The sequence below is a fragment of the Mycobacterium colombiense genome, from assembly GCF_003284975.1.
Lineage (GTDB): Bacteria > Actinomycetota > Actinomycetes > Mycobacteriales > Mycobacteriaceae > Mycobacterium > Mycobacterium europaeum_A.
Genome location: NZ_QMEU01000039.1, coordinates 15,544 through 37,383, shown reverse-complemented (window position 1 = coordinate 37,383; position 21,840 = coordinate 15,544). Strand labels below are relative to the sequence as shown.

General features: G+C 64.9%; 21 protein-coding genes and 1 tRNA gene. 11 read left to right on the top strand and 11 right to left on the bottom strand.

The window, feature by feature from the left end; all coding sequences use genetic code 11:
- The 3 genes from DQP58_RS14545 to DQP58_RS14535 form a co-directional block, all read right to left on the bottom strand.
- Positions 1-607, bottom strand: a 607-nt coding sequence (locus DQP58_RS14545) for a hypothetical protein (protein WP_430916051.1), incomplete at its 3' end; no start/stop codon positions are given.
- A 186-nt stretch (positions 608-793) separates the two neighbouring features.
- Complete coding sequence (locus tag DQP58_RS14540) at positions 794-3,340, bottom strand: excinuclease ABC subunit UvrA (protein WP_112709034.1); 2,547 nt, start codon at positions 3,338-3,340, stop codon at positions 794-796.
- 205 nt (positions 3,341-3,545) lie between these two features.
- Positions 3,546-4,196 (bottom strand): HAD-IA family hydrolase, encoded by a 651-nt coding sequence (locus tag DQP58_RS14535; RefSeq protein WP_112709033.1) that lies wholly within the window; start codon positions 4,194-4,196, stop codon positions 3,546-3,548.
- Positions 4,197-4,675: 479 nt separating this feature from the next.
- On the opposite strand from DQP58_RS14535, the gene DQP58_RS14530 reads away from it, so the two are divergent.
- Both DQP58_RS14530 and cax read left to right on the top strand, forming a co-directional pair.
- Positions 4,676-5,602: a class I SAM-dependent methyltransferase gene (locus DQP58_RS14530; protein ID WP_165827874.1), complete on the top strand. Its 927-nt coding sequence runs from the start codon at positions 4,676-4,678 to the stop codon at positions 5,600-5,602.
- A gap of 359 nt (positions 5,603-5,961) precedes the next feature.
- Entirely contained in the window at positions 5,962-7,119 is a 1,158-nt protein-coding gene (gene cax / locus DQP58_RS14520; protein WP_112709030.1) for a calcium/proton exchanger, read from the top strand.
- 165 nt (positions 7,120-7,284) lie between these two features.
- Here the strand turns inward: cax and DQP58_RS14515 are convergent, their stop codons facing one another.
- From DQP58_RS14515 to DQP58_RS14500, 4 genes are all read right to left on the bottom strand, one after another.
- Positions 7,285-7,740 carry a hypothetical protein gene (locus tag DQP58_RS14515; RefSeq protein WP_240629824.1) on the bottom strand — a complete coding sequence of 152 codons (456 nt, stop codon included), beginning with the start codon at positions 7,738-7,740 and terminating at the stop codon, positions 7,285-7,287.
- Entirely contained in the window at positions 7,737-8,543 is an 807-nt protein-coding gene (locus tag DQP58_RS14510) for an SDR family oxidoreductase (protein WP_112709029.1), read from the bottom strand. Before DQP58_RS14510 ends, DQP58_RS14515 begins: the two co-directional genes overlap by 4 nt.
- Positions 8,544-8,547: 4 nt before the next feature.
- Positions 8,548-9,456, bottom strand: coding sequence for an RNA polymerase sigma-70 factor (locus tag DQP58_RS14505; protein ID WP_112709028.1), 909 nt, complete (start codon positions 9,454-9,456; stop codon positions 8,548-8,550).
- 715 nt (positions 9,457-10,171) lie between these two features.
- Complete coding sequence (locus DQP58_RS14500) at positions 10,172-10,765, bottom strand: TetR/AcrR family transcriptional regulator (RefSeq protein WP_112709027.1); 594 nt, start codon at positions 10,763-10,765, stop codon at positions 10,172-10,174.
- A 264-nt stretch (positions 10,766-11,029) separates the two neighbouring features.
- Between DQP58_RS14500 and DQP58_RS14495 the strand changes: the two genes are divergently transcribed.
- The 8 genes from DQP58_RS14495 to DQP58_RS14465 are packed head-to-tail and all read left to right on the top strand — an operon-like array spanning position 11,030 to position 18,281.
- Positions 11,030-11,884: an SDR family NAD(P)-dependent oxidoreductase gene (locus DQP58_RS14495; protein ID WP_112709039.1), complete on the top strand. Its 855-nt coding sequence runs from the start codon at positions 11,030-11,032 to the stop codon at positions 11,882-11,884.
- Between the two features lie 56 nt (positions 11,885-11,940).
- On the top strand, positions 11,941-12,807 hold the full coding sequence (locus DQP58_RS14490; RefSeq protein ID WP_112709038.1) for an alpha/beta fold hydrolase: 867 nt from the start codon (positions 11,941-11,943) through the stop codon (positions 12,805-12,807).
- Positions 12,804-13,670: an alpha/beta fold hydrolase gene (locus tag DQP58_RS14485; RefSeq protein ID WP_112709026.1), complete on the top strand. Its 867-nt coding sequence runs from the start codon at positions 12,804-12,806 to the stop codon at positions 13,668-13,670. The genes DQP58_RS14490 and DQP58_RS14485 overlap by 4 nt, the downstream gene beginning before the upstream one ends.
- Positions 13,671-13,722: 52 nt before the next feature.
- Entirely contained in the window at positions 13,723-14,697 is a 975-nt protein-coding gene (locus DQP58_RS14480) for an enoyl-CoA hydratase/isomerase family protein (protein WP_112709037.1), read from the top strand.
- Positions 14,694-15,611, top strand: coding sequence for an alpha/beta hydrolase (locus tag DQP58_RS14475; protein ID WP_112709025.1), 918 nt, complete (start codon positions 14,694-14,696; stop codon positions 15,609-15,611). Before DQP58_RS14480 ends, DQP58_RS14475 begins: the two co-directional genes overlap by 4 nt.
- A complete protein-coding gene (locus DQP58_RS26810) occupies positions 15,608-15,781 on the top strand; it encodes a hypothetical protein (protein WP_165827873.1) in 174 nt (57 codons plus the stop codon). The genes DQP58_RS14475 and DQP58_RS26810 overlap by 4 nt, the downstream gene beginning before the upstream one ends.
- The gene (locus DQP58_RS14470) at positions 15,778-17,265 is read left to right on the top strand and encodes a class I adenylate-forming enzyme family protein (protein ID WP_112709024.1); all 1,488 of its coding nucleotides are present in this window, start codon (positions 15,778-15,780) and stop codon (positions 17,263-17,265) included. The genes DQP58_RS26810 and DQP58_RS14470 overlap by 4 nt, the downstream gene beginning before the upstream one ends.
- Positions 17,262-18,281, top strand: a complete 1,020-nt coding sequence (locus DQP58_RS14465; RefSeq protein ID WP_112709023.1) for an NADP-dependent oxidoreductase — start codon at positions 17,262-17,264, stop codon at positions 18,279-18,281. The genes DQP58_RS14470 and DQP58_RS14465 overlap by 4 nt, the downstream gene beginning before the upstream one ends.
- A gap of 629 nt (positions 18,282-18,910) precedes the next feature.
- On the opposite strand, the gene DQP58_RS27170 is transcribed toward DQP58_RS14465, so the two are convergent.
- A complete protein-coding gene (locus DQP58_RS27170; RefSeq protein WP_240629822.1) occupies positions 18,911-19,129 on the bottom strand; it encodes a hypothetical protein in 219 nt (72 codons plus the stop codon).
- A gap of 319 nt (positions 19,130-19,448) precedes the next feature.
- Here DQP58_RS27170 and DQP58_RS27165 point away from each other — a divergent pair, with 319 nt between their 5' ends.
- Positions 19,449-19,913 carry a GMC family oxidoreductase gene (locus tag DQP58_RS27165; protein ID WP_346427280.1) on the top strand — a complete coding sequence of 155 codons (465 nt, stop codon included), beginning with the start codon at positions 19,449-19,451 and terminating at the stop codon, positions 19,911-19,913.
- A gap of 482 nt (positions 19,914-20,395) precedes the next feature.
- On the opposite strand, the gene DQP58_RS14450 is transcribed toward DQP58_RS27165, so the two are convergent.
- The 3 genes from DQP58_RS14450 to DQP58_RS14440 form a co-directional block, all read right to left on the bottom strand.
- Positions 20,396-20,469 (bottom strand) — tRNA-Ile (locus DQP58_RS14450).
- 126 nt (positions 20,470-20,595) lie between these two features.
- Entirely contained in the window at positions 20,596-20,943 is a 348-nt protein-coding gene (locus DQP58_RS14445) for a hypothetical protein (RefSeq protein WP_112709036.1), read from the bottom strand.
- Between the two features lie 393 nt (positions 20,944-21,336).
- Positions 21,337-21,759: a hypothetical protein gene (locus DQP58_RS14440; RefSeq protein WP_112709022.1), complete on the bottom strand. Its 423-nt coding sequence runs from the start codon at positions 21,757-21,759 to the stop codon at positions 21,337-21,339.
- Between the last annotated feature and the right edge of the window lie 81 nt (positions 21,760-21,840).

Genomic DNA, 21,840 nt, shown 5'->3' with positions numbered 1-21,840 from the left:
CCTGCGCCCGCGCCTCGGCGGCCACCGCCTCGGGTTCGGCGGCCAAGGCTTCGGCCGCGGCCGCTTCTTCCTGCGCCCGGGCCTCGGCGGCCAGGGCTTCGGCTTCCGCGGCCAGCGCTTCCGCTTCCGCCGCGAGGGCTTCGGCGGCGGCAGCGTCGGCGCGAGCCCGCGCCTCGGCGGCCACCGCTTCGGCATCCGCGGCCAGCGCCTGAGCGGCGGCGGCTTCTGCCTGTGCCCCCGCTTGGGCTTCAGCTGCCTTCTGCCGCGGCGGCGTCTGCGTGAACTCCATCCTGGGCTGGTTCACAAGCGGCTGACGGTTCAGCTTCTGGGCGCCGGCGACCCGCGCCTTTTGCTCGGCCATCCGGTACGGGCCCGCCAGGAAATCGATCAATACCAAGGCCACGCCGGCCAGCAGGACCAGCGGCAACGCCAACGACGGGCGCGTGACCATCCCCCAAATGCCGGCAACCGTCAGCGGCGCCGCGAACAACACCGCGGCCCCCGGATACCGACCACCTAGTTCGAGGATCGTCGCGGGCACTGCTGAGGCCCGCGCGGCCAACGGGAGCCGATCCGGCTGACTACCGACGACTCTCTGAGATCCCACGATCCCTCTCCTTCACGGAGATGCTGGCACAAAAAGAGTACTGCGCTAACGGTCGCGGCGGTGGATCAAATTTTTCGTGTCTTCCCAGCAATATCTCCGCAGGACCGGCGACCGAGCGGCGGACGGACGCGGTAAGTAGCGGCAGTTCGCGGCGATGCCGAGCCTGGGCGAAGAACGAGCGCGTCGTCACCGAGTGACAGACGACGCCAACCGTTTGGCGAGGTACGGCGCAGTGCGACTGTGTTTCGCGCCTGCGACCTGCTGCGGCGGGCCGGCCACAACGACCCGACCGCCGTCGCTGCCGGCCCCCGGCCCCAGGTCGATCACCCAGTCGGCGCCCGCGACCATCCGCATGTCGTGCTCGGCCACCACGACAGTGTTGCCGGAGTCGACCAGGCGGTGCAGCTGACGGTCGAGCAGATCCACGTCGGCGGGATGCAGCCCGGTGGTCGGCTCGTCGAGGACGTAGAGGGTATGCCCTCGGCGGGGCCTTTGCAGTTCTGCGGCCAGCTTGATCCGCTGCGCCTCACCACCCGACAGCTCGGTCGCGGGCTGCCCGAGGCGCAGGTACCCCAGGCCGACCTCTTGCAGCGTGGTCAGGCTCCGTGCCGCGGCGGCGACGTCGGCAAAAAACTCCGCGGCCTCATCGACGGTCATCGCCAGGACGTCGGCGATCGTACGGTCGCGGTAGCGCACCTCGAGTGTCTCGTCGGAGTAACGCGCTCCGTGGCACGCCGGGCAGGTGGCGTATGTGCCTGGCAGGAACAATAGTTCGACGGAGACGAAGCCCTCCCCCTGACAGGTGGGGCAGCGACCCTCGGCCACGTTGAACGAGAACCTGCCCGCCGTCCAACCGCGACGACGCGCCTTCGGGGTTGCGGCGAATTCACGGCGCACGGCGTCGAACAGGCCGGTGTAGGTCGCCAGCGTCGAGCGCGGCGTTCGTCCGATCGGACGCTGGTCGACCGATACCAGCCGGTTGATCTGCTTGGCGCCCTCTGCCGTCACACCGACACTCGCGTCGTGATCGAGATCGACGATGCCGCTGTCGGTTTCGTCGTCCTCGGGTTCGGCCGGATCGGCCGCCCGCCCGGTACCGAGCTGGCTGTGCACGACATCGCCGACGACCTTGACGACCAACGTCGACTTGCCTGAACCGGACACCCCGGTGACCGCGGTGTACGCGCCGAGTGGCAGGTCCACGTCGAGGTCTCGCAGATTGTGGAAGCAGATTCCGCGTAGCCGCAGCCACCCGGACGGCGTGCGCGGTTGACGAGGCGGTGCGCCGGCCTTCTCGAAAAGGTATTTGCGGGTGACCGACTCCTCGATGTCGGCGAGACCCGCCACCGGACCGCTGTAGAGCACGCCCCCGCCGAGTTCGCCGGCGCCAGGACCGACGTCGACGATCCAGTCGGCGCGGCGCACAACGTCCATATCGTGCTCGACCACGAATAACGAATTGCCCGCGCGCCGTAGGCGATCGAGCACCTCGAGCAGCGGTTCGGCGTCAGCGGGGTGCAGTCCGGCCGACGGCTCGTCCAACACATAGAGCACACCGAATAAGCCCGCACGCAGTTGAGTGGCCAGCCGCAACCGCTGCAGCTCGCCGGGTGACACCGTCGGCGTGCGGCGACTGAGCGTCAGATAACCGAGGCCGAGATCTATGAGTACCTGCAGCCGGGCGACGAGGTCGGCGGCGATCATGGTCGCCACTTCGGTCAGCTCACCGGATTGCGTGGACTCGTACGCGGCGGTGGCGTCGGTCCGAGAAGCCGCCGGGCGCAACGCATCAGCGAGGTCGGCCAACGGCATCGCCGTGTAGTCGGCGATGGTGCGCCCGGCGAAAGTCACCCTCAGCGCCTCGGGCCGCAACCCCGAACCGTCGCATACCGGGCACTCGACGGTGTCGACGAATTGCAGCACGCGCCGACGCATCATCGCGCTATGGGAGTTGGCCAACGTATGACGGACATGACGTTCGGCGCTGGAGAACGTGCCGTTGTAGTAATAGTCGGCCTGCACCGGGTGTAGGCCCGGATCGATTTCGACCGTTGGCTGCTCATCGGTGAACAGAATCCAATTGCGTTGCCGCTTAGGGAGTTTGTGCCATGGCTTGTCGATGTCATACCCCAGCGTGACGAGGATGTCGCGCAGGTTCTGGCCTTGCCACGCGCCGGGCCATGCGGCGACGGCGCCTTCGCGGATGGTCAGCGACGGGTCCGGCACCAGCGTCTCTTCGGTCACCCGATGAATCCGGCCAAGCCCGTGGCATTCCGGGCACGCCCCCACCGCGGTGTTCGGCGAGAACGCATCCGAGTCCAGGCGTTCCGTCGTCCCCCGCGGGTAGGTGCCGGCACGGGAGAACAGCATCCTCAGCAGGTTCGACAGGGTGGTGACAGTGCCGACCGTCGACCGCGACGTCGCCGAACCGCGGCGCTGCTGCAGCGCGACCGCGGGGGGCAGCCCGGTGATGTCATCCACCTTCGGCGCGCCGGTGGGCAATAGCAGGCGGCGGGCATATGGGGCGACCGATTCGAAGTAGCGGCGTTGGGCCTCGGCATAGATGGTGCCGAAGGCCAACGATGATTTGCCGGATCCGGAGATTCCGGTGAACGCGACCAGCGCGTCGCGCGGCGCGACGACGTCGACGCCCCGCAGATTGTGGACCCGCGCCCCGTACACACGCACGCAAGGGTCGATTTCGTCCGCGTTTTCATAGGGCAGTTGCGTCATCTTGCTCAGCCGAATACCCGCGATCCGCAGTCACTATTTCACCCGGCCCGCGTCCTCCACAGAGTGGTCTGATTCGATGAGACCGTTAGCCAGTCGCGGGCCTGACCCTCATCAGCGCGCTTCCAATGCCAGGTAGATGTCGATAAACTCGCCGTCGCCGCACACCGGTACTTACACCTGCGTTGCGGCGCAGGTCGTTATCGCTTTAGTTGATCAGCAAGGCGACACCGATCTCGGTGACCTCGACTTCAACGCAGGATAGATCGGCCACGACGACGTCGGCGTCTGTCAGTTCGGTCGCGTGGTGAGTGGTCGTGACGGCGAGCACTTGCGCCCCCGCTGCCCGCCCAGCGCCGATGCCCGCGGGCGCATCCTCCACGACGACGCATTCCCGGGCGTCGAGGCCCAGCGCGGCGGCCGCTTTAAGGTAGCTCTCGGGGCTTGGTTTGCCGTCCGATACATCCTCTGCACCGATCAGCAATTTCGGAGCGGGGAGCCGCGCTGCCGCCAGTCGGGCAGCCATCAACGAGCGCGGCCCCGAAGTCACTGCAGCCCAGTGACTATGCGGCAGGGCATTAAGCAATCGGCGTGCTCCCGGTAGCGCCAGGACACCATCGAGATCAGCCAGCTCTTGCAGAGCGAGTAGCCGGGCCGTCGCTGCGACTCGGTCGTGCGGTGCGACGAATTGCGCGACGGTGTCCTCGGTCCGCCTGCCGTGACAGACCTTGAGTACCTCTTCATAGTCGACGCCGTATTCCTCGGCCCAGGTCCCCCAGGACCGTTCGACTGTGCCGGTTGAGTCAACCAAGGTGCCATCGATGTCGAACAAGATTTTCTTGCCGTGCAGCACCGCCATAGGCAGCACCCTAGTGGGCCTGGGGTCCAAGCGCCGGGAGGGTGTGTCGCTGCCCACATTCATTCTCCGGAATGCGCTGGCTCACATGACACTTCGTTTCAACCATTTCATCCCACGGCCTCGTGCACGGCGATGACAGGCACCCGGGCACGCGCGAAGTTTGCCATCAACCAGGGTGCTCGACGATGGACAGGCCGCGGCGGACGAAGCACTTGGGTCGTCGGCGACGAGAACCGCACGTCAAACGGCTTTCGCTAAAGCGGCATGAGCAAAGGATGCGCCTCGCCATGAGGCTGCTTTTCTTTGCCCTACGCGTGTTTAACACTGCTGTAAAGGCGAATCGGGTTAGCTTTTAGCTAAATATCTTCAATTTGCGTTGTACTGATACGAGGCGTTGAATAAGTTGCTTTGGCCTCCGCCTGCCGCTCCCGACGATGCCGCGTCAGACGTTTGAAGCATGCGTGACGAAAGGATTGTTGGTGTCAACAGCCACCAAACGTGCTCAATACGAGTTCATTCACGACACTTTACAGCACGGAACCAAAGCGCTGAACTTTACGTTGACAGTGTTGGAAAGAAGTTACAAATCCCATTTTCCAGAATATTCCAGCCACGTGCGTTCAACCCTGGAGGACGCACATAAGTATTTACTGGCAGCCGCTAATGGGTGTGAACTCTATCAAGCAGCCGAAGAGGTGCACGAACGATTCTTCACATCGGAGGGAGACGGCTCTTGGTTCAGCGAGGGCTACTCGGCATATAAGTCACAGCGTAAGCCGGTGCAGGACTTCAACAACTTCGCAGACGCCATCAGCGGCAGCACGGTACTTGACTTCGGCAGCGGCCGCGGTCATTTAGCTGCGCTGATCGCGGGCGCTGGCTTCGACTGCTACACCACCGACGTCATGGACTACCGCGGCGCTGACGCCGCACATCTGCCGTTTCGGCAGATGGCTTCACCTGTTGACGTCCCCTATGCGGACGACACGTTCGACAGTGCGATCGTCAAAACCGTCCTTCATCATGTCGATGAACCCCACTTAATTCCATTGCTGATAAATTTGCGGCGTGTTGCACGGCGGTTGATAATCGAGGAAGACACTTACGCTGTTCCCGCACGGCCCCAAGGGGTCGCGGAGGAGCAGATCGAGCTGATCGAATTCAATAAGTTGGATGAACGCGATCAATTTCAGGCGCTCGTGCTTATCGATTTCTTTGGTAACGCTGTCGCCCAAGGCCTTGTCGATATGAATTTCGGTTGCCAGTTCAAGCGGGTGAGCGAGTGGCAATCCATATTCAATAGCCTAGGCTTCCGGGTCGTCGAAACCGACATCGTGGGCTTCCGCCCCGGCAACATTCACAAAGCCTGTCAAGTTCGCTTTGTTGTTGATCGCGAAGAATTTTAAGGAACAGACCGTTTAGCCGGCCGTTCAAGCCCACGGTGATCGCGCAATGTGGACCCGCTGCACTCGGTACGGAACCGGCCCCCCCGCTGCAGGATAGGCACGACCTGGTCGATGAACGTCGTAGTCCTCTGCGGCAGCGTCGATCCACGCTCGCGAACTCGTCGGCCGCCTGCGTCCTGCCACGCGACAACATGATCGGCGGCCGGCTGCGCCACCGTGGAAGGGGCACACCATCGCGCCCGCGAATAGCGTTGCCCCCCGGATTCGGCGGTAAGTCGAGGTCGCCGCGGCGGCACCAGCGTGGTTTCGGCGCGAGCCATTCGGTGTGGAAAACTTCAGCGCGATCAGAGGAGAGGCGCGTGACCACCACCCATCCCGAACGGCTACCGCTGCTGACCCGGCGCGACCGCATCATGATCACCCTCACCGCGATCGCGTCCGTGGCAGCCGGGGTTCTCAACTTCGCCCACGCGAATGCGTTGCTGGCGTTCATTATCTCCGCACTCGCGTTGGCCACACTGGCATCTATGGTCGGCCGTTCGGTGGAGGCGGTCGGAGACCGGCTCGGGCCCAACGCCACTGGGATACTGCAGACGGCGCTGGGAAACCTGCCCGAGTTGTTCGTCATCCTGTTCGCGCTCAAGGCAGGCCTCTACGGCGTGGTGAAGGCCACCATCGTCGGCTCGATTCTCTCCAACGCCCTGCTGGTGCTCGGGCTGGCATTCGTGGCCGGCGGGATCAAGCACGGCCGCCAGCGCTTCGCCGCCGACGACGGACGCACCCTCGGGCTGATGTTCACCCTCGCGGTGTTCATCTTGGCCGTCCCCTCGCTGACCGCTGCCATACACACCCCGGCGCAACACCACGAACGGGCGGTGTCGGTCGTCGTCTCCATCGTCATGCTCACGCTGTTCGCACTCTCGCTGCCCGCCACACTCGGAAAGCGGGCCGCCGATTCGGCGCCGCAAGCTGGTGATAAACCGTCGAGAGCGACCTCTCCCATTGTGGCCAACCCCGATTCGGCCCAAGCCGCCAGCGCCGCGACGGCACACGGCGAGTGGCCGTTGGCGATGGCCATCGGCATGCTGGCCATCGCCGGGATCGGTGCGGCCTTCGTGTCGGAATGGTTCGTCGCCGCCCTAGAGCCAGCGATGCATGCAGCGGGCATCAACGAGGTGTTCGCCGGTCTGGTGATCGTTGCCATCGCGGGCAACGCGGTGGAGAATTTCGTCGGCATTCAGCTGGCGGCCAAGAATCAGATGGACTACGCGGTTCAAGTGGTCCTCCAGTCGCCCGTCCAGATCGCACTCACCATCGCCCCGATCGTCTGCCTGGCGGCGGTATGGCTGGGCCAGCCCGGTTTCGATCTGGTGTTTTCGCCACTGCTGTTGGCGTCGATGATTATGTCGGCGCTGGTCGCGGTGCTGGTGACCTTCGACGGCGAGTCGACCTGGTTCGAGGGAGCAGTGCTCATCGCGCTATACGTGGCGATCGCCACGTCGTTCTGGTGGGGATGAGCGGCTCCAGCGGTCTGCACAGAATTCGAGATATGTTGGGCTGGAACGGGTCTCGCCACCCGTCGGGGATTGCAGAGTGCCGCTCGCGCCCGTCGAGAGCTGAGGAGTGGCAAACCCATGGCGTAGGTCGTGCATGCCGACCGCCGCGCGTTTCTGGCCGGTCGGCTAGTCAGCAAGTGCCCGATCGTTACGACAGCCATTTGCTTCCTTTATGGCGGCTCGCCTAGGCCGCCACGCCGCGAGGATCAGCAGACCAGCCGGCAGCAGCACGGCAACCGTGAGCACAATCGTTTGCCAGACCGCGGCCGCCGTCGTGAAGTGCTCCAGGTGGCCGAGATGAAAGGTCAGGTGTGGGATGGCGAACAGCAGGTACGCGCCCAGCGCAACCCTCATCATGCGGGGCTCCACCGTGATTGCGGCGACAATGAAGACGAGCGCAAGCGAGAGATTCATGGCGCCGTAGTCGCGCATGAGGTGTTCGGAGTACGGCGGGATGAGATCCACCCAGGGCGCGTGGTCGTAGAACGCCCGAGGGACCAGCGTCGCAACGAGCCCGACTAGCACCTCCACGAATGTGAGAAACCACAACCCGCCGCGAAGCGCGGCCAGCCGGGCGTTCACCGCGACTCCTTGCGCAGGCGCGGCAGGTATGTGCGGATGACGCCGCGATAGGGCAGGTGGCCGGCGACCTGTTGTTCATGGAGGTACTGCTCGAAGGTGATCGTGCCGTCGGCGTGGCCCGGGGCCAGCAGCCCGCCGGCCCGTATCCCGCCAAACACCTTGCCGGGCAATCGGACCGGGACAATGGGCCGACGCTTACCGACGATCGCAAGGTAGCTGCGGGCAAGGTCGTCGAGCCCGCGCGCCTGCGGACCCCCGAAATCGGGCGCACGCCCGATCGGCTCGCCCAGTGCCAATTGAGCCAACCGTGCGCCCACGTCGCGCACGTCCACCGGTTGGAACCGCAGGCCCGACGGCAGCGCCATAACCGGTGGTTTCGCGAGCATGCGCAATAGGAAGGCGATCAGATCGTGAAACTGGGTCGCCCGCAGCACGGTCCATGGCAGGCCCGACTCGGCGATCGTGCGTTCGTTGGCGAGCATCAAGCGGTAGAGGGCGAACGGGACGCGGTCGATTCCGACGATGGAGACATACACCAAATGCGGTGAGCCCGCCCGTGTCGCGGCCGTGACCAAGTGCTCGGTGGGATAGATGCAATGCACGATGGTGTCGACGCCGTCCAGCGCCGCGTCGAGCCCATTACCGGTTCGCACGTCCCCCACCACATGCCGAATGGAGGACGACTGCTGGGGCCGCCGCCCGCGGCTGAGAACGCGGACGTCTTTGCCCTCGGCCGCAAGATGGTCGACAACGAAGCGGCCCACGGTTCCCGTTCCACCGGTTACGAGTACTTGATTCGCCATATCCTTACGAACCGGGCAGGTCCGCCTGATGTGACAACTGCCCGGCAAGGAACCGCAGTTTGTCGGGATTGGCCAAGATCCGTAGGGCCGCGATCCGCTCGCCAGTGATCTCGAAACACAAGACCCCCGCCAGCGTGTCGTCGTCGAATGCCAGCATCGCGGGCTCGCCGTTGACCTCGGCGACATCCAGACGCAGCCGTACCTGCGCCAGGTTTCTAGTGAACACCCGGGCCACGTACCGGGCCATCCGGTCGCGGCCCGAGACCACGCGCCGTGCTGCCGCCACCTTGCCGCCGCCGTCGGCGGTCGACGTCGCATCGGCGGTCAAGATTTCGACGAGTCCGGCGACGTCGCCGGCGGTGGCGGCGGCGAAGAACCGATCAACCAGTGACTGCCACTGCGTCCGATCAGGTTGGAAACGCCGCCGAGATTCACCAAGACGTTGCCTCGCGCGCCGGTACAGCTGGCGGGCGTTGGCCTCCGACATCTCGAGGATCTCAGCGATCTCTAAATGGCTGTAGACGAACGCCTCTCTGAGCACGAATGCCGCCCGCTCGTTGGGCTTGAGTTGCTCCATCAAGGTCAGCAGCACGATGGACACCGACTCGCGTTGCTCGGCAATTTCCTGCGGGCCGAGTGTCCGGTCGTCGGTAAGGACTGGCTCTGGAAGCCACGGTCCGGGGTAAACCTCCCAGCGCGCGCGAGCCGACGTGAGCCGGTTGAGGCATAGGTTCGTGACGGCCTTGGTAAGCCACGCCGGCAGCGATTCGATGAGCGCCGAGTCGGCGCCGTGTAGCCGCAGGTACGCGTCCTGCACCGCGTCTTCGGCTTCGCTCGCCGACCCCAGCAGTCGGTAGGCCAACCAGAACAGGCGCGGCCGCTGAGCCTCGAAATCCTCCACGAGGTCGGTCACACTGCCCAGACTGCCACGGCTCGAATGCCGCCGGATGGCGACCGCACAGCGGGTGCAGTCTTAAAAGTTGATATAGCATGTGCTATCACTTTTGAGATTCGCTTGGCAAGCAAGCGGGCCCTCACCACCGACAGCCATCACGGCCTGATGCCTCTGCGAGGCGACGGTCAACTCCCTGGCCTAGGGAATGTCAAGGATCAACCGAGAGAACTGTCAAGCATCAGCCGAAACACCGTCAGGCATCACCCGACGTAGATCCGTCAAGCATTCAACGGAGGTCACACAAGAATACGGTGGGGCGGGCGGGGCTCGAACCCGCGACCAACGGATTATGAGTCCCTAGCCAGCGTGACCGCGACCAGGAGAAATGGTTCGCTGAGACGGCTCAAATCGCCTGTAACACAGTGAAATTGACCGTTCCCGGTGCGGTTACAGTACGGCCTCGGTACGCCTACAAATGGCCCCCAGACGCCGGGGTGACGCCGGGGTGAGGACTGGCCGCTGCATGTTAGCTAGGCGCCGTTTGGGCGCCCATACCTAACCCCTTGCGACATTCGAGCCTTGGTTGGCCCAAGCCGGTGGATTCCGCTTGGTGAGGGGCTGCCGGGAATCGAACCCGTTCCGAAACTACAGGTCACCTGCGGAAACACTGGATTTTAGTACGCGAAAGCACGCGAAAACACCTGGGATAACCCGAAAGCTGTTGATGGCATCATCAGCGACCATCGAACTCTCCGCAATCAAGGAGGATCTGTGCATTGCGAATGCCTGATTCGAGTATCTCGTCGGAGAGCTGCCCATCGGAGACGGCGCGTGCGAGTTGCAGGGTGGCAACGAGAAGCGTGAACAACCCGAGCGCCTGGGTGCGGGCGGCGGAAGGGTCGTGTGGGGACAAGTGCGCCGCAACCGTGTCGATGATGGATTGCATTCCCTCGGTGTAGGAATCGCGGATGGCGTCATCGCATCGGCCGATTTCATCGAGCAGGGCCGCAGAGGGACAGCCCGTGCTCGGATCGTCCCGATGACGTGGCGAGAGGTAGTCGCGCACGTATTGCCCCAATGCCGCGCGGCCCTCGGGTAGCGAGCCGAGGTTGGCATGCTGGGCGCGCAGTTGGTCGGCGACGACGTTGGCCACGAGGTCATCCTTGGATTTGAAGTGCGCGTAGAACGCGCCGTTTGTCAGCCCCGCGTCAGACATGAGGGCAGCGACACCTGAACCGTCGATGCCGTCCTCTTTGAAACGCCGGCCAGCCGAATCGATAATCCGTCGCCGCGTTTCGCCTTTGTGCTCCGCGTCGTACCTCGCCACAGTCGCATCCTCCGTTCGCCTCAAAGTCGCTCTTGCGCATCATAGCGGATTGCCTTACAGTCATAATATTACGATCGTTAGCCAATCGGCGCTGCAGAGAGGAAGAATCATGGCTCCTCTGAACGAACCACGGCATGTGGCCTGCGGATTTGTGTCACCACACCCGGTTATGAAGGCCGCCATCAGCGCGGCCCTCGCCGTCCCGGGGAACCCGCGCGGCCCCCGCCTTGGGCGGCGCTACCCGACGTGGAGTCCGGATATCCGATGACACGTCTGTCCTACGACATTCGCGACAAGGTCGTGCTCATCACCGGCGGCACCGGCGGGATCGGCAGCGCTACCGCGCGCGAACTTATCGGCCGCGGCGCGAAGGTCGCGCTGGTGGACGTCGACCCGCAGACACCACAAATTGCTGCGCACATGTCCTCACAGTCGGCCTTTGGCTCAATCGCCGACGTGTGTGACCGCGACGGACTCGACCTCGCCGTTGCCGAAGTCGTTGACCGTTTCGGACGGGTTGACATCGCGATCGCCAACGCCGGCATTCTTTCTCGTGCCGCCGCTTTGCGGACCACGCCGAAGTCATCGATCGACTCCGTGCTCGCAATCAACGTCACCGGCGTCGTGAACACCATCCAAGCCGCCATGGATCAGGTCATCGCTCACCGCGGCCAATTCGTCCTCATCAGTTCGGTTTTCGCGTTTCTCAACGGCATGGGCACGATTCCTTATGCCATGAGCAAAGCAGCGGTTGAGCAGCTCGGCCGCGGGTTACGCGTAGAACTTGCCGCGCACGGCGTCTCGACCACGATCGCCTACTTCTCGCTGATCGAAACCAACATGATCAGGCAAGGCGTCGACGCCGACCCCGCTGTCGACGATCTGCTCGCGACCTTGCCGCGGCCCCTGTTGAAACGCCTTCAACCCGACCACGCTGCAACAGCACTCGCCGACGGACTCGCTCATCGGTCACCGCGTGTGGTGGAGCCATCCAGATGGAAGCCCCTTTCGGCGCTGCGCGGACTCCTCGCGCCTGCAATGGATTCGCATCTGGCCCGTGACCGTCGAACTCTTTCCGCGCTGTCCAAACTCGACGCGCGACCCCACATCGCACGGTGAGAACCAACCATCCCAATGTCCCCGCGTGGACACACGATCACATCGAAGGGCACGAAATGGCTTCGTGGATAGACACACCGACTCGCAAGATCGACGTCGGCGGCGTCGAGTTCGCATATCGCGAACTCGGCACCGGGTCAGACGTTCCCGTGGTGTTTCTCCACCACCTCACCGCGGTTCTCGATGACTGGGACCCGCGAATCATCGACGGTATCGCCGCGCACCATCACGTGATCGCCTTCGACAATCGAGGTGTCGGCGCGACGGGCTCCTCGGTGCCACCCACGGTCGAGCAGATGGGCGCCGACGCCATCGCCTTCATTCGCGCCTTGGGCCTCAAACACGTTGATCTATTTGGCTTTTCGCTCGGCGGCGGCGTCGCTCAGATGATCGCCCTCCAGGCACCAGACCTTGTGCGGCGAATGATCCTCGCCGGCACCGGCCCACGCGGCGGCGGCGGCATCGACAAAATGGCAACCATCGTCGGGATCGCCTACCTCAAAGCGGCACTCACGTTCAGCGATCCTAGAAATTTCCTGTTCTTTCCCCGCACCGCCGAGGGCAAACGGGCCGCGTCGGACTATCTCACCCGCCTCAAGGAACGCACCCAAAACCGTGACAAACGAATCTCGATGCAGGCCCGCATCGCTCAGCTCAAAGCCATCCGACACGCCGGACAAAGCCAACCCGACGACCTGTCGCTCATCACCCAGCCCGTCTTAGTGGCCAACGGCGACCACGACCTCATGGTCGACAGCAGCCACTCAGCCGACATGGCACGCCGACTGCCGAACGCCCAACTGAAGATCTACCCCAACTCGGGACACGGCGGAGTGTTCCAGCACCACCGGACCTTCGTACCCGACGCCCTGCGCTTCCTCGCCGAGGAAAGCGCTTCCGAGACCAACAGGAGAACATCATGAACGCGAATCAAAATCAGCGCAGCGACACGATCACGTCGTACACGCATGCGCCATCGCGCACAGTCACCGCAGCGGGTGTCACCTACGCCTACCGCGCACTTGGGCCGACGGGCGGGGTTCCGGTCATCTTCTTTGTCCATCTCGCCGCCACGCTGGACAACTGGGATCCCCGGATCATCGATCCGATCGCTCAGCACCACCACGTCATCGCTTTCGACAACCGGGGCGTAGGAGCCTCCACCGGCACCGTCCCCGACACCGTCGAGTCGATGGCTGACGACGCCTATACCTTCATCACCGCGCTCGGTTTCAACACCGTCGACATCCTCTCCTTCTCCCTCGGCGGAATGGTCGCCCAGGCGCTGGTGCTCAAACATCCCGAACTCGTCCGCAAGCTGATCCTCACCGGAACCGGACCCGCAGGCGGAAAGGGCATTGACAAGGTTGCCGGTACCACCTACTACGACACGCTGCGTGCCGCCCTTGCCCGAAAGGACCCCAAGGAGTTTCTGTTCTTCAACCGCGACGACATCGGCAGACGCGCCGCGCGCGCATTCGTCAAGCGCCTCCAAGAACGCACCGAGGATCGAGACGCGCCGATCACGGTGAAGGCTTTCCGAACCCAACTCAAAGCGATCAAGCGGTGGGGGCGCTCGACACCCGCAGACCTGTCTGTGATCACCCATCCGACGTTGATCGCGAACGGCGACAACGATCGCATGGTCCCCACGGCTCTCTCCGAAGACATGCATCGTCGGATCGCTGACTCGAAACTCGTCATCTATCCCAACTCTGGGCACGGCGCGATCTTCCAGTACCACCACGAGTTCGCATCTACTGCAATTCAATTCATTGATGCGTGATCAGCATCAACGGCAATACCACCACCCGGCGAAATCACAACGGAAGAAAAACATGACCCACCAACACAAGAGCTACCTCGAGATCGAGGACCGCGGAGCCATTCTGATCGTGCGAGTGGATGGCGGCCCGCACAGCCTGTTCGGCCTGGACATCGCCAACGAGCTCGACGCGCTGGTGAGCCGCGTCGACCGCGACCCCAACGTTCACGCGGTGGTCTTCACCGGCGCCCGCGAGGGGCGGTTCGTCAGCCACGCCGACGTGCGATGGCTGCAGGCCGAAGGCGCAGCGGTGCCGGAGTTGAACCGACGTGCCGCCTCGGCCGCGCTGCGGCTGGCCCGCGGCATCGATCGGGCCCGGGCGCTGGACCCGGTTGTACAGAAGACCCCGCTACGCGGCGTCGCCCAACTGGACCGCCTGCACAACACATTCCTGCGGATGAACGCCAGCGGCGTCATCTTCGTCGCCGCCCTCAACGGATCAGCGCTGGGACTGGGTGCGGAGTTCGCCTGGGCGTGTGATCTGCGGATCATGGCCGACGACGCGAACTTCTTCATCGGTCAGCCCGAAGTGCTGTTGGGCATCATGCCCGGCGGCGGCGGCAGCCAGCGCCTGACCCGGCTGATCGGCACCCACAAGTCGCTGGTCGCGATTCTGGAGGGCAAGCCGTTCACCCCCGCCCAGGCACTGGCCAACGGCGCGGTCGACGACGTGGTGCCCACCGACCAGGTCGTAGAGCGGGCGGTCGAGGTGGCCGAGTACTTCGGCAAGCGAACCAAGGGGTCGGTCGAGGCGATCAAACGCTCGGTCTACTTCGGCGGATCGATGTCGCTGACCGAGGGCCTGCACGTGGAACGCACCGAGTTCCTGGGCACCGACCAGTCCCCGCGGGGCCAGCAGCTGATGCTGCAGTACCTCGACGACATCGACTCAGTCGGCGAGTTGCCGCTTTACCACGGCGACACCTACGACCGCGCCCTGGAAGCCGGCACAGTGCCCGCTCTCGGCGCGGAGGCGATGGTCAAGTGAGTGCCACGCAGTCGTTCACCCGCCACGACGTGTCCTTCACCTCTGGTGACGACACCTGCGCCGCCTGGCTCTACCTGCCAACCGAGGTGACCGCCCCGCCGGTGGTGATCCTGGGCCACGGCCTGGGCGGCACCCGCGAGATGCGCCTGGACGCCTTCGCCGAACGCTTCGCCCAGGCCGGGATCGCGGCGCTGGCGTTCACCTACCGGCACTTCGGTGACAGCACCGGCCACCCCCGCCAGTTGTTGTCGATCAAACGCCAACTGGCGGACTGGGATGCCGCCATCGCCTTTGTCAAAGGCCGCCACGACGTCGACCGCACCCGAATCGCGGTGTGGGGCAGCTCGTTCGCCGGTGGGCACGCCATCACCGTCGCGTCACGGCATCCCGAACTCACCGCGGCGGTGGCGCAATGCCCGTTCACCGATGGGTTGACCTCCGCGCTGGCACTAGGGCCGCTGGCATCCCTGAAGGTGCTGCCCTCAGTGGCCAGGGACTACGTCTCCATCCTGCGCGGTAAGGCCCCGGCAATGATCCCGCTGGCCGGCCCCCCCGGCTCGCTGGCCCTGATGAACGCCCCAGACGCACTGCCCGGCTATCTGGCCCTTCTGCCGGCGGACACGACGTTCCGCAACGAGGTGGCCGCCCGCGTCGCCCCGACGATCACGACCTATCGGCCCGGACGGTCGGCCAAGGAGATCGCCTACCCGATCCTGTTCTGCATCAGCGACACCGACACTGTCACCCCGCCCGAGCAGACCGAGCGCTATGCCCGGACCGCGCCGCGCGGGGAGATCAAGCACTACGACGCCGGGCACTTCGAGTTCTACCTCGGCGAACCCTTCGAGCAACTGGTCGGCGATCAGATCGAGTTCCTCAACCGCCACCTGCGGCCAGCCGGGGCACCGTCGTGAGCGCCGATCCCGCCGACGCACTCGGCTGGCGGCTCCCGCCGGCCGATCCGGCCACCCTGACCAACTACGAGGTTTACGCCCAAGTGGCGCTGGCCCACACCGCCGGGCTGTCCGAGCAGGCCGTCCGACTGTTCTCCATTCCCGCTTCCGGACAGGCGGGACATTCGTGAAGCTCTCGACCCTCCCCGACCGCCGCGCCGCCGATGACCCGCACGGGCCCGCCGTCGCCGACACCCGCCAGCGGTTAACCAACGCGGCGCTGCGCGACCAGGTGCACGCCGTCGCGCATCAGTTGTGCGACAGGGGAATCGGCCCCGGTGACGTCGTGGCGGTCAAAATGCGCAACCGCATCGAATTCGTGATCGTCCTGTTCGCGGCCTGGCGGGCGGGCGCGGTGGTCACCCCAATCAACCCGAGCCTCACCGACGGCGAGGTCACCCGCCAACTCGCCGACTCCGCGGCCCGGCTGCTCGTCCTCGACGAGGATGCCGCAGCCGCCGCCGAAGTACCGACCCTGGCGGTCGCCGACCTGGCCACGACCCCGGAAGGACAGGCCCCGCCGCCGCACGAGGACCCCTCAGCGCTGGCCCTGCTCATCTACACCAGCGGCACCACCGGCACTCCTAAGGGCGTGATGCTCGACCACGCCAACCTCGACGCCATGGCCGAGATGGGCCGTCAAGCGCTCCACATCGGCGCCGACGACCGTTGTCTGCTCATCCTGCCGCTGTTTCACGTCAACGGCATCGTCGTCAGCGTGGTGACACCCCTGCTGGCCGGCGCCAGCGTCGTCATTGCCGACCGGTTCGACCCGTCCACGTTCTTCGAGGTCATCGAACGCGAGCAGCCGACTTACTTCAGCGCGGTACCCACCATCTACATCATGCTGGCCGCGCTGCCGGCCGACGTGACCCCCGACACCTCCTCGGTGCGGTTCGCGATCTGCGGCGCGGCCCCGGCCTCAGCGGAGTTGCTGGCGCGCTTCGAACAGCGTTACGGGTTCCCGCTCATCGAGGGCTACGGCCTGTCGGAGGGAACCTGCGCCTCCACCATCAACCCGCCCGACGACCCCCGCGCCGGCACGGTCGGCATACCGTTTCCCGGTCAGCGGATCCGCATCGTCGACGCCGCCGGTAACGACGTCGCGCTCGGCTCCGACGGCGAGGTGCTCATCGCCGGACCCAACGTCATGCGCGGCTACCTCGGCCGGCCGGCGGACACCGCACGCACCGTCGTCGACGGCTGGCTGCACACCGGCGACATCGGACACCTCGACGCCGACGGCTACCTGACCCTGGCCGGCCGCTCCAAGGACATGATCATTCGCGGCGGGGAGAACATCTACCCCCGCGAGATCGAGGACGTCCTGTCCAGCGACCCCACCGTGCAGGAAGCCGCCGTCATAGGCTGCCCCGACGAGAAGTGGGGCGAAGTCGTCATCGCCTATGTCGCACCACGCGCCGGCGCCACCATCGACTCCGACGCCCTCCACGCACTGTGTGCGCGCAGTCTGGCCGGCTACAAACGCCCCACCTCGATCGTCGTCCTCGACGACATACCCAAGAATCCCATTGGCAAGACCGACAAGGCTCCGCTGCGCGCAGCCCTTGCCGCACCGCCGGCACCCACACCCGATCAGGAGGCGACACGATGAAGGCGTTCACGCTGACCCGTTACGGCAAGACCGACAACGTCGCCGCCGTTGAACGAACCCAGCCCGCCGTGGGACACGACGACGTCTTGGTGCAGATCCACGCCGCCAGCATCAACCCACTGGATCTGAAGATCCGCAACGGCGAACTCAAACCGCTACTGCGCTACAAGCTTCCGATCGTGCTGGGCAACGACCTAGCCGGCGTCGTGGTTGAGACCGGTCCGAGGGTGCGCGGATTCGCGCCCGGCGACGAGGTGTACTCCAAACCCCGGCAGGACCGCATCGGCGCCTTCGCCGAATACCTCGCCATCGACGAGAGCGACGTCGCCCCCAAGCCCGAGCGACTCGACATGGCCGAAGCCGCCTCCCTGCCACTAGTCGCGCTCACCGCCTGGCAGGCGCTGGTCGAGAAGGCCCACGTTCAACCCGGTCAGAAGGTGCTGATCCACGCGGGTTCCGGCGGACTGGGCAGCATCGCCATCCAGTTGGCCAAACACCTCGGTGCGACCGTCGCCACCACGACCAGCGCCGCCAATGCCGGCTGGGTCAAGGACCTGGGTGCCGACGTCGTCATCGACTACAAGACCCAGGACTTCGCCGCCGAATTGTCCGGTTACGACGTCGTTCTGGACACTCAGGGCGGGCAGACGCTGCAGAAGTCGCTGCAGGTGCTCAAACCCGGCGGCACGGTCATCTCGGTCGCCGGCCCACCCGACCCCGTGTTCGCCCGCGAATTCGGCGCCAACTGGATTCTGGTGCAGGCGATGCGCGCCCTGAGTTTCTCCATCCGGCGCAAGGCCAAACGACGTTCGGTGACTTACTCGTTCCTGTTCATGACCGCCAACGGCGAACAGTTGCGCCAACTGGGTGCCCTCGTCGATGCCGGGGTGATCCGCCCCGTTGTCGACAGGGTGTTCTCGTTCGCCGACACGTTGGAGGGACTGTCTTACGTCGAGAGCGGACGCGCCAAGGGCAAGGTCGTCGTGTCCGTCACTAGCGAAGAACCGCGCTCGTGACCGCAGAGGCGTTCGACTTCGACTGGCTGGTCATCGGATCCGGGTTCGGCGGCAGCGTCTCCGCGCTGCGGCTGTCGGAGAAGGGGTTTCGCGTCGGCGTCCTCGAACGGGGTCGCCGCTACGAGCCCGCCAACCTACCCGCCTCGGCGTGGCAGACCGACAAGTACATCTGGCTGCCGCGGCTGGGCAAGCTGGGAATCATGCGGACCTCGATGTTCCGCCACGTCTTCTTCCCGTCCCAGAGCGGGGTCGGCGGCGGCAGCCTGGTCTACGGCGGAGTGCTCTACCGCGCCAAGAAGGAGTTCTTCGACGCCGACCAGTGGAGTCACCTCGGCGACTGGGAGCACCTGCTGGCCCCGCACTACACCACCGCCGAACGGATGCTCGGCGCCGCACCGGTCCCCTTCGATTCGATGCACCAGCAATGGATCCGGGAGATGGGCCGCCACTTCGGCACCGAGGACACCGTCACCCGCGCCCCCACCGGGGTGTTCTTCGGTGAACCCGGCAAGACCGTGCCCGACCCCTACTTCGGCGGCGCCGGGCCCGACCGCACCGGCTGCACCCGCTGCGGGGCCTGCATGGTGGGCTGCCGCGTGGGGGCGGTCAACTCGCTGACCAAGAACTATCTATGGTTCGCCGAACGCAACGGTGTGCAGATCCTGCCCGAACATCAGGTCGTCGACGTCGCTCCGCTGGGCAGCCCCGACGGCAGCGACGGCTACCGCGTCACCACCGAACATCCCCGCGGCGGGCGTCACCGCGACCGCCGCACCTATACCACCGCCGGGGTGGTGTTCGCCGGCGGCGCGCTGGGCACCAACGAACTGCTCGCCACCTGCAAGCACGGCGGCTCCCTGCCCCGCATCAGCGACCGGCTCGGCGAACTGGTGCGCACCAACAGCGAATCCGTGCTAACTGTGCTGCTGCCCGAGGACCGCGGCAGCTGGCGCGACGTCACCGCCAGCAGCAGCGTGCACGTCGACACCGACACCCACATCGAGTTTCTGACCTACGGACCGCACGCCGACATGCTTAGCCTGCTCTACACCGTGCTCGTCGGTGACGGCACACGAATCACCCGACCGCTGAAGTGGCTCGCGGCGATCGCACGCCACCCGCGGCGCTGGCTGCAGACGCTGTGGGCCGGTGGGGTGGAGTCGGCGCATGGTGATGCTGCTGGTGATGCAATCCCGCAACAACGCGATTTCGTTTCGCGCCCGCAAGCGCCGTCTCGGTGGCGGCTATCGGCTGTCCACCGTGCAGAACAGCGACACCCCCAGCCCCACCTACATAGAGATGGGCAACCAGGCCGCGCGGTGGCTGGCCGAACGCACCGGCGGCATCGCCCAGAGCAATGTGCTCGAAGCACTGGGCAACATCCCGTCGACCGCGCATCTGCTCGGGGGCGCCGTCATCGGCGCCGATCCGACCCGCGGCGTGATCGACGAGAACCTGCACGTCTTCGGTTACCACAACATGTTGGTCTGCGACGGCTCAGCGATGCCGGCCAATCCCGGCGTCAACCCGGCCCTCACAATCACCGCCCTCGCCGAACACGCCATGGCCCAAATCCCCGCCGAACAATCCAGACCCGCGCCAATCAGCCTGGACATCAAGACATCTTGTTGACTTCGAATCCACGCACGTTGGGTCAAGACCGCGACGATGACGCTCGATCAATACTGCCACCTGTTGCCCGACGATCTCGATGCCGTGGCCGACAAGATGCACGATCTTGTTTCAGGATGTGCCCCGGCCGCTGACTTAATGCCCGTCGTACATGGACGTTGCGCGGTGTGCGGTTACTCGACCTACGGCACACCTTCGCCACGCTGCAGCTATCGGGGTCGGGTTGCCGGTAAGCCGGCAGCCTCCAAGGCGGGGCTGAGGAGGTCTTTGTAGAAGGCACCGGAGTCAATGGGCTCCGAATAGTCCAACGGTGCAATCGCTCGACAGCCCCGCCGACGCGCATCGCCTAATGCACGGCCTGATACCGCTGCTCTGCCACGCTCGACTCCCTCATCCAGGGAGTCTCAAAGATCAACCGAAACCACGGTCACGTATCAGCCGAAGCCGAACCTTCACGCAACAGCCGAGGTCATACATGTACGTGGGGCGGGCGGGGCTCGAACCCGCGACCAACGGATTATGAGTCCGCGGCTCTAACCAACTGAGCTACCGCCCCGACGGGATAGTTCCGTAGGAAACGGTAGCCGAAGACCGAAGCCGGCGTTCGTCTGGCGGCTGGCGCGAGCCGACGCGCTCGGTGGGCGCTCCGCTGCGGGAGCGCCCACCGGGAATGTCCCCGCGATCAGGCGGGCGGTGGCCCTTGCTGCCCCGCTTGGGCCTTAATCTTCGGAATCAAATCGGGCGCGTAGACGAAGATCGCCGACTCCACCTCCCATTCGGCCTGGGCCTGACTCATCGGCGTCGTGCGGGTGATCATGTTGATCAGCTCCTGCCCTTCGCCGTATGGGTTGGGGTTGGCGCGTACCTGATCGGCGAACCAACGGCCCTCGGCGGCCTCATGGCAGTCGCTGTAGTCGGCGTTGTGCACCATCTTGTTCTGCGCCAGCAGTTTGACGTACTGGTCATCGGCGGGAGTCAAATTGCAGGCCGCCGCCGCCCGCGGCGCTGACACCACAGCACCACCGAACATCGCGGCTCCCAGCGCAATGCCGGCAGCCCCCGCCGCCAGCACCTGCACACGCGATCGTGTCGTTGCCACTTCTCCGAACCCCCTTATCACGGAATTTGCTAGCTTTTCTTTCGCGGCAACGATTGGGTACCACCGGCAAACAGCGCGACAAACGATGATCTCTGCGAACAGCTCGTGAACAGCGCCTAGCTAAAATTACTGTGCGAGAAACTATTCGGGTCCAAACAAGTAAGGCGGCGAATCCAAGACGAGCAACCCCTTGCGGGTGTTGCCGAAGCCGACCGTCAACGGCGCCGTCGACCTAGCCAAGAAAACCGAAAGCGGCCGGAGGGCTAAGCCCTCACGACCGCCGGGGTTGAAAACTCAGAAAGAATTGCGCAGCAACAGCTCTCGCTACGCCGTCGGCCAGTTCGCCTTCGCGGCTTGGTCTTTGATCTTCGGGATCAGGTCCGGCGCGTAGACGTAGATGGCCGACTCGACCTCCCACTCGGCCTGAGCCTGAGTCAGCGGCGTGGTATTGGTGATCATGTTGACCAACTCTTGGCCCTCACCGAACGGATTGGGGTTGGACCGAACCTGGTCGGCGAACCAACGGCCCTCGGCGGCCTCGTGGCAATCGCTGTAGTCGGCGTTGTGCACCATCTTGTTCTGCGCAAGCAGGTTGATGTACTGGTCGTCGGCCGGAGTCAGATTGCAGGTAGCCGACGCGTGCGGAGCTGACAGGACGGCGCTACCGAGCATCGAAGCGCCCAGCGCTACGCCGGCAGCCCAGACCGATGACACTCGAACGCGCGAGCGTGTACCGGTGGTTGTCATTTCCGAACCTCCCTCTGCGCGGGAACGCAGTCGTTCCGACGCGACCAAGCTAGAAATCCTGCAAAACAACTGACACGGAAA

What these genes read in the sequence shown, in the direction of transcription:
- DQP58_RS14485 (WP_112709026.1), top strand. Translation starts at nt 12,804, where the DNA reads ATGAACGCGAATCAAAATCAGCGCAGCGACACGATCACGTCGTACACG.
- DQP58_RS14535 (WP_112709033.1), bottom strand. Translation starts at nt 4,196, where the DNA reads ATGGCGGTGCTGCACGGCAAGAAAATCTTGTTCGACATCGATGGCACC.
- DQP58_RS14495 (WP_112709039.1), top strand. Translation starts at nt 11,030, where the DNA reads ATGACACGTCTGTCCTACGACATTCGCGACAAGGTCGTGCTCATCACC.
- DQP58_RS14480 (WP_112709037.1), top strand. Translation starts at nt 13,723, where the DNA reads ATGACCCACCAACACAAGAGCTACCTCGAGATCGAGGACCGCGGAGCC.
- DQP58_RS14465 (WP_112709023.1), top strand. Translation starts at nt 17,262, where the DNA reads ATGAAGGCGTTCACGCTGACCCGTTACGGCAAGACCGACAACGTCGCC.
- DQP58_RS14490 (WP_112709038.1), top strand. Translation starts at nt 11,941, where the DNA reads ATGGCTTCGTGGATAGACACACCGACTCGCAAGATCGACGTCGGCGGC.
- DQP58_RS14445 (WP_112709036.1), bottom strand. Translation starts at nt 20,943, where the DNA reads ATGTTCGGTGGTGCTGTGGTGTCAGCGCCGCGGGCGGCGGCGGCCTGC.
- DQP58_RS14540 (WP_112709034.1), bottom strand. Translation starts at nt 3,340, where the DNA reads ATGACGCAACTGCCCTATGAAAACGCGGACGAAATCGACCCTTGCGTG.
- DQP58_RS27165 (WP_346427280.1), top strand. Translation starts at nt 19,449, where the DNA reads ATGGTGATGCTGCTGGTGATGCAATCCCGCAACAACGCGATTTCGTTT.
- DQP58_RS14510 (WP_112709029.1), bottom strand. Translation starts at nt 8,543, where the DNA reads ATGGCGAATCAAGTACTCGTAACCGGTGGAACGGGAACCGTGGGCCGC.
- DQP58_RS14440 (WP_112709022.1), bottom strand. Translation starts at nt 21,759, where the DNA reads ATGACAACCACCGGTACACGCTCGCGCGTTCGAGTGTCATCGGTCTGG.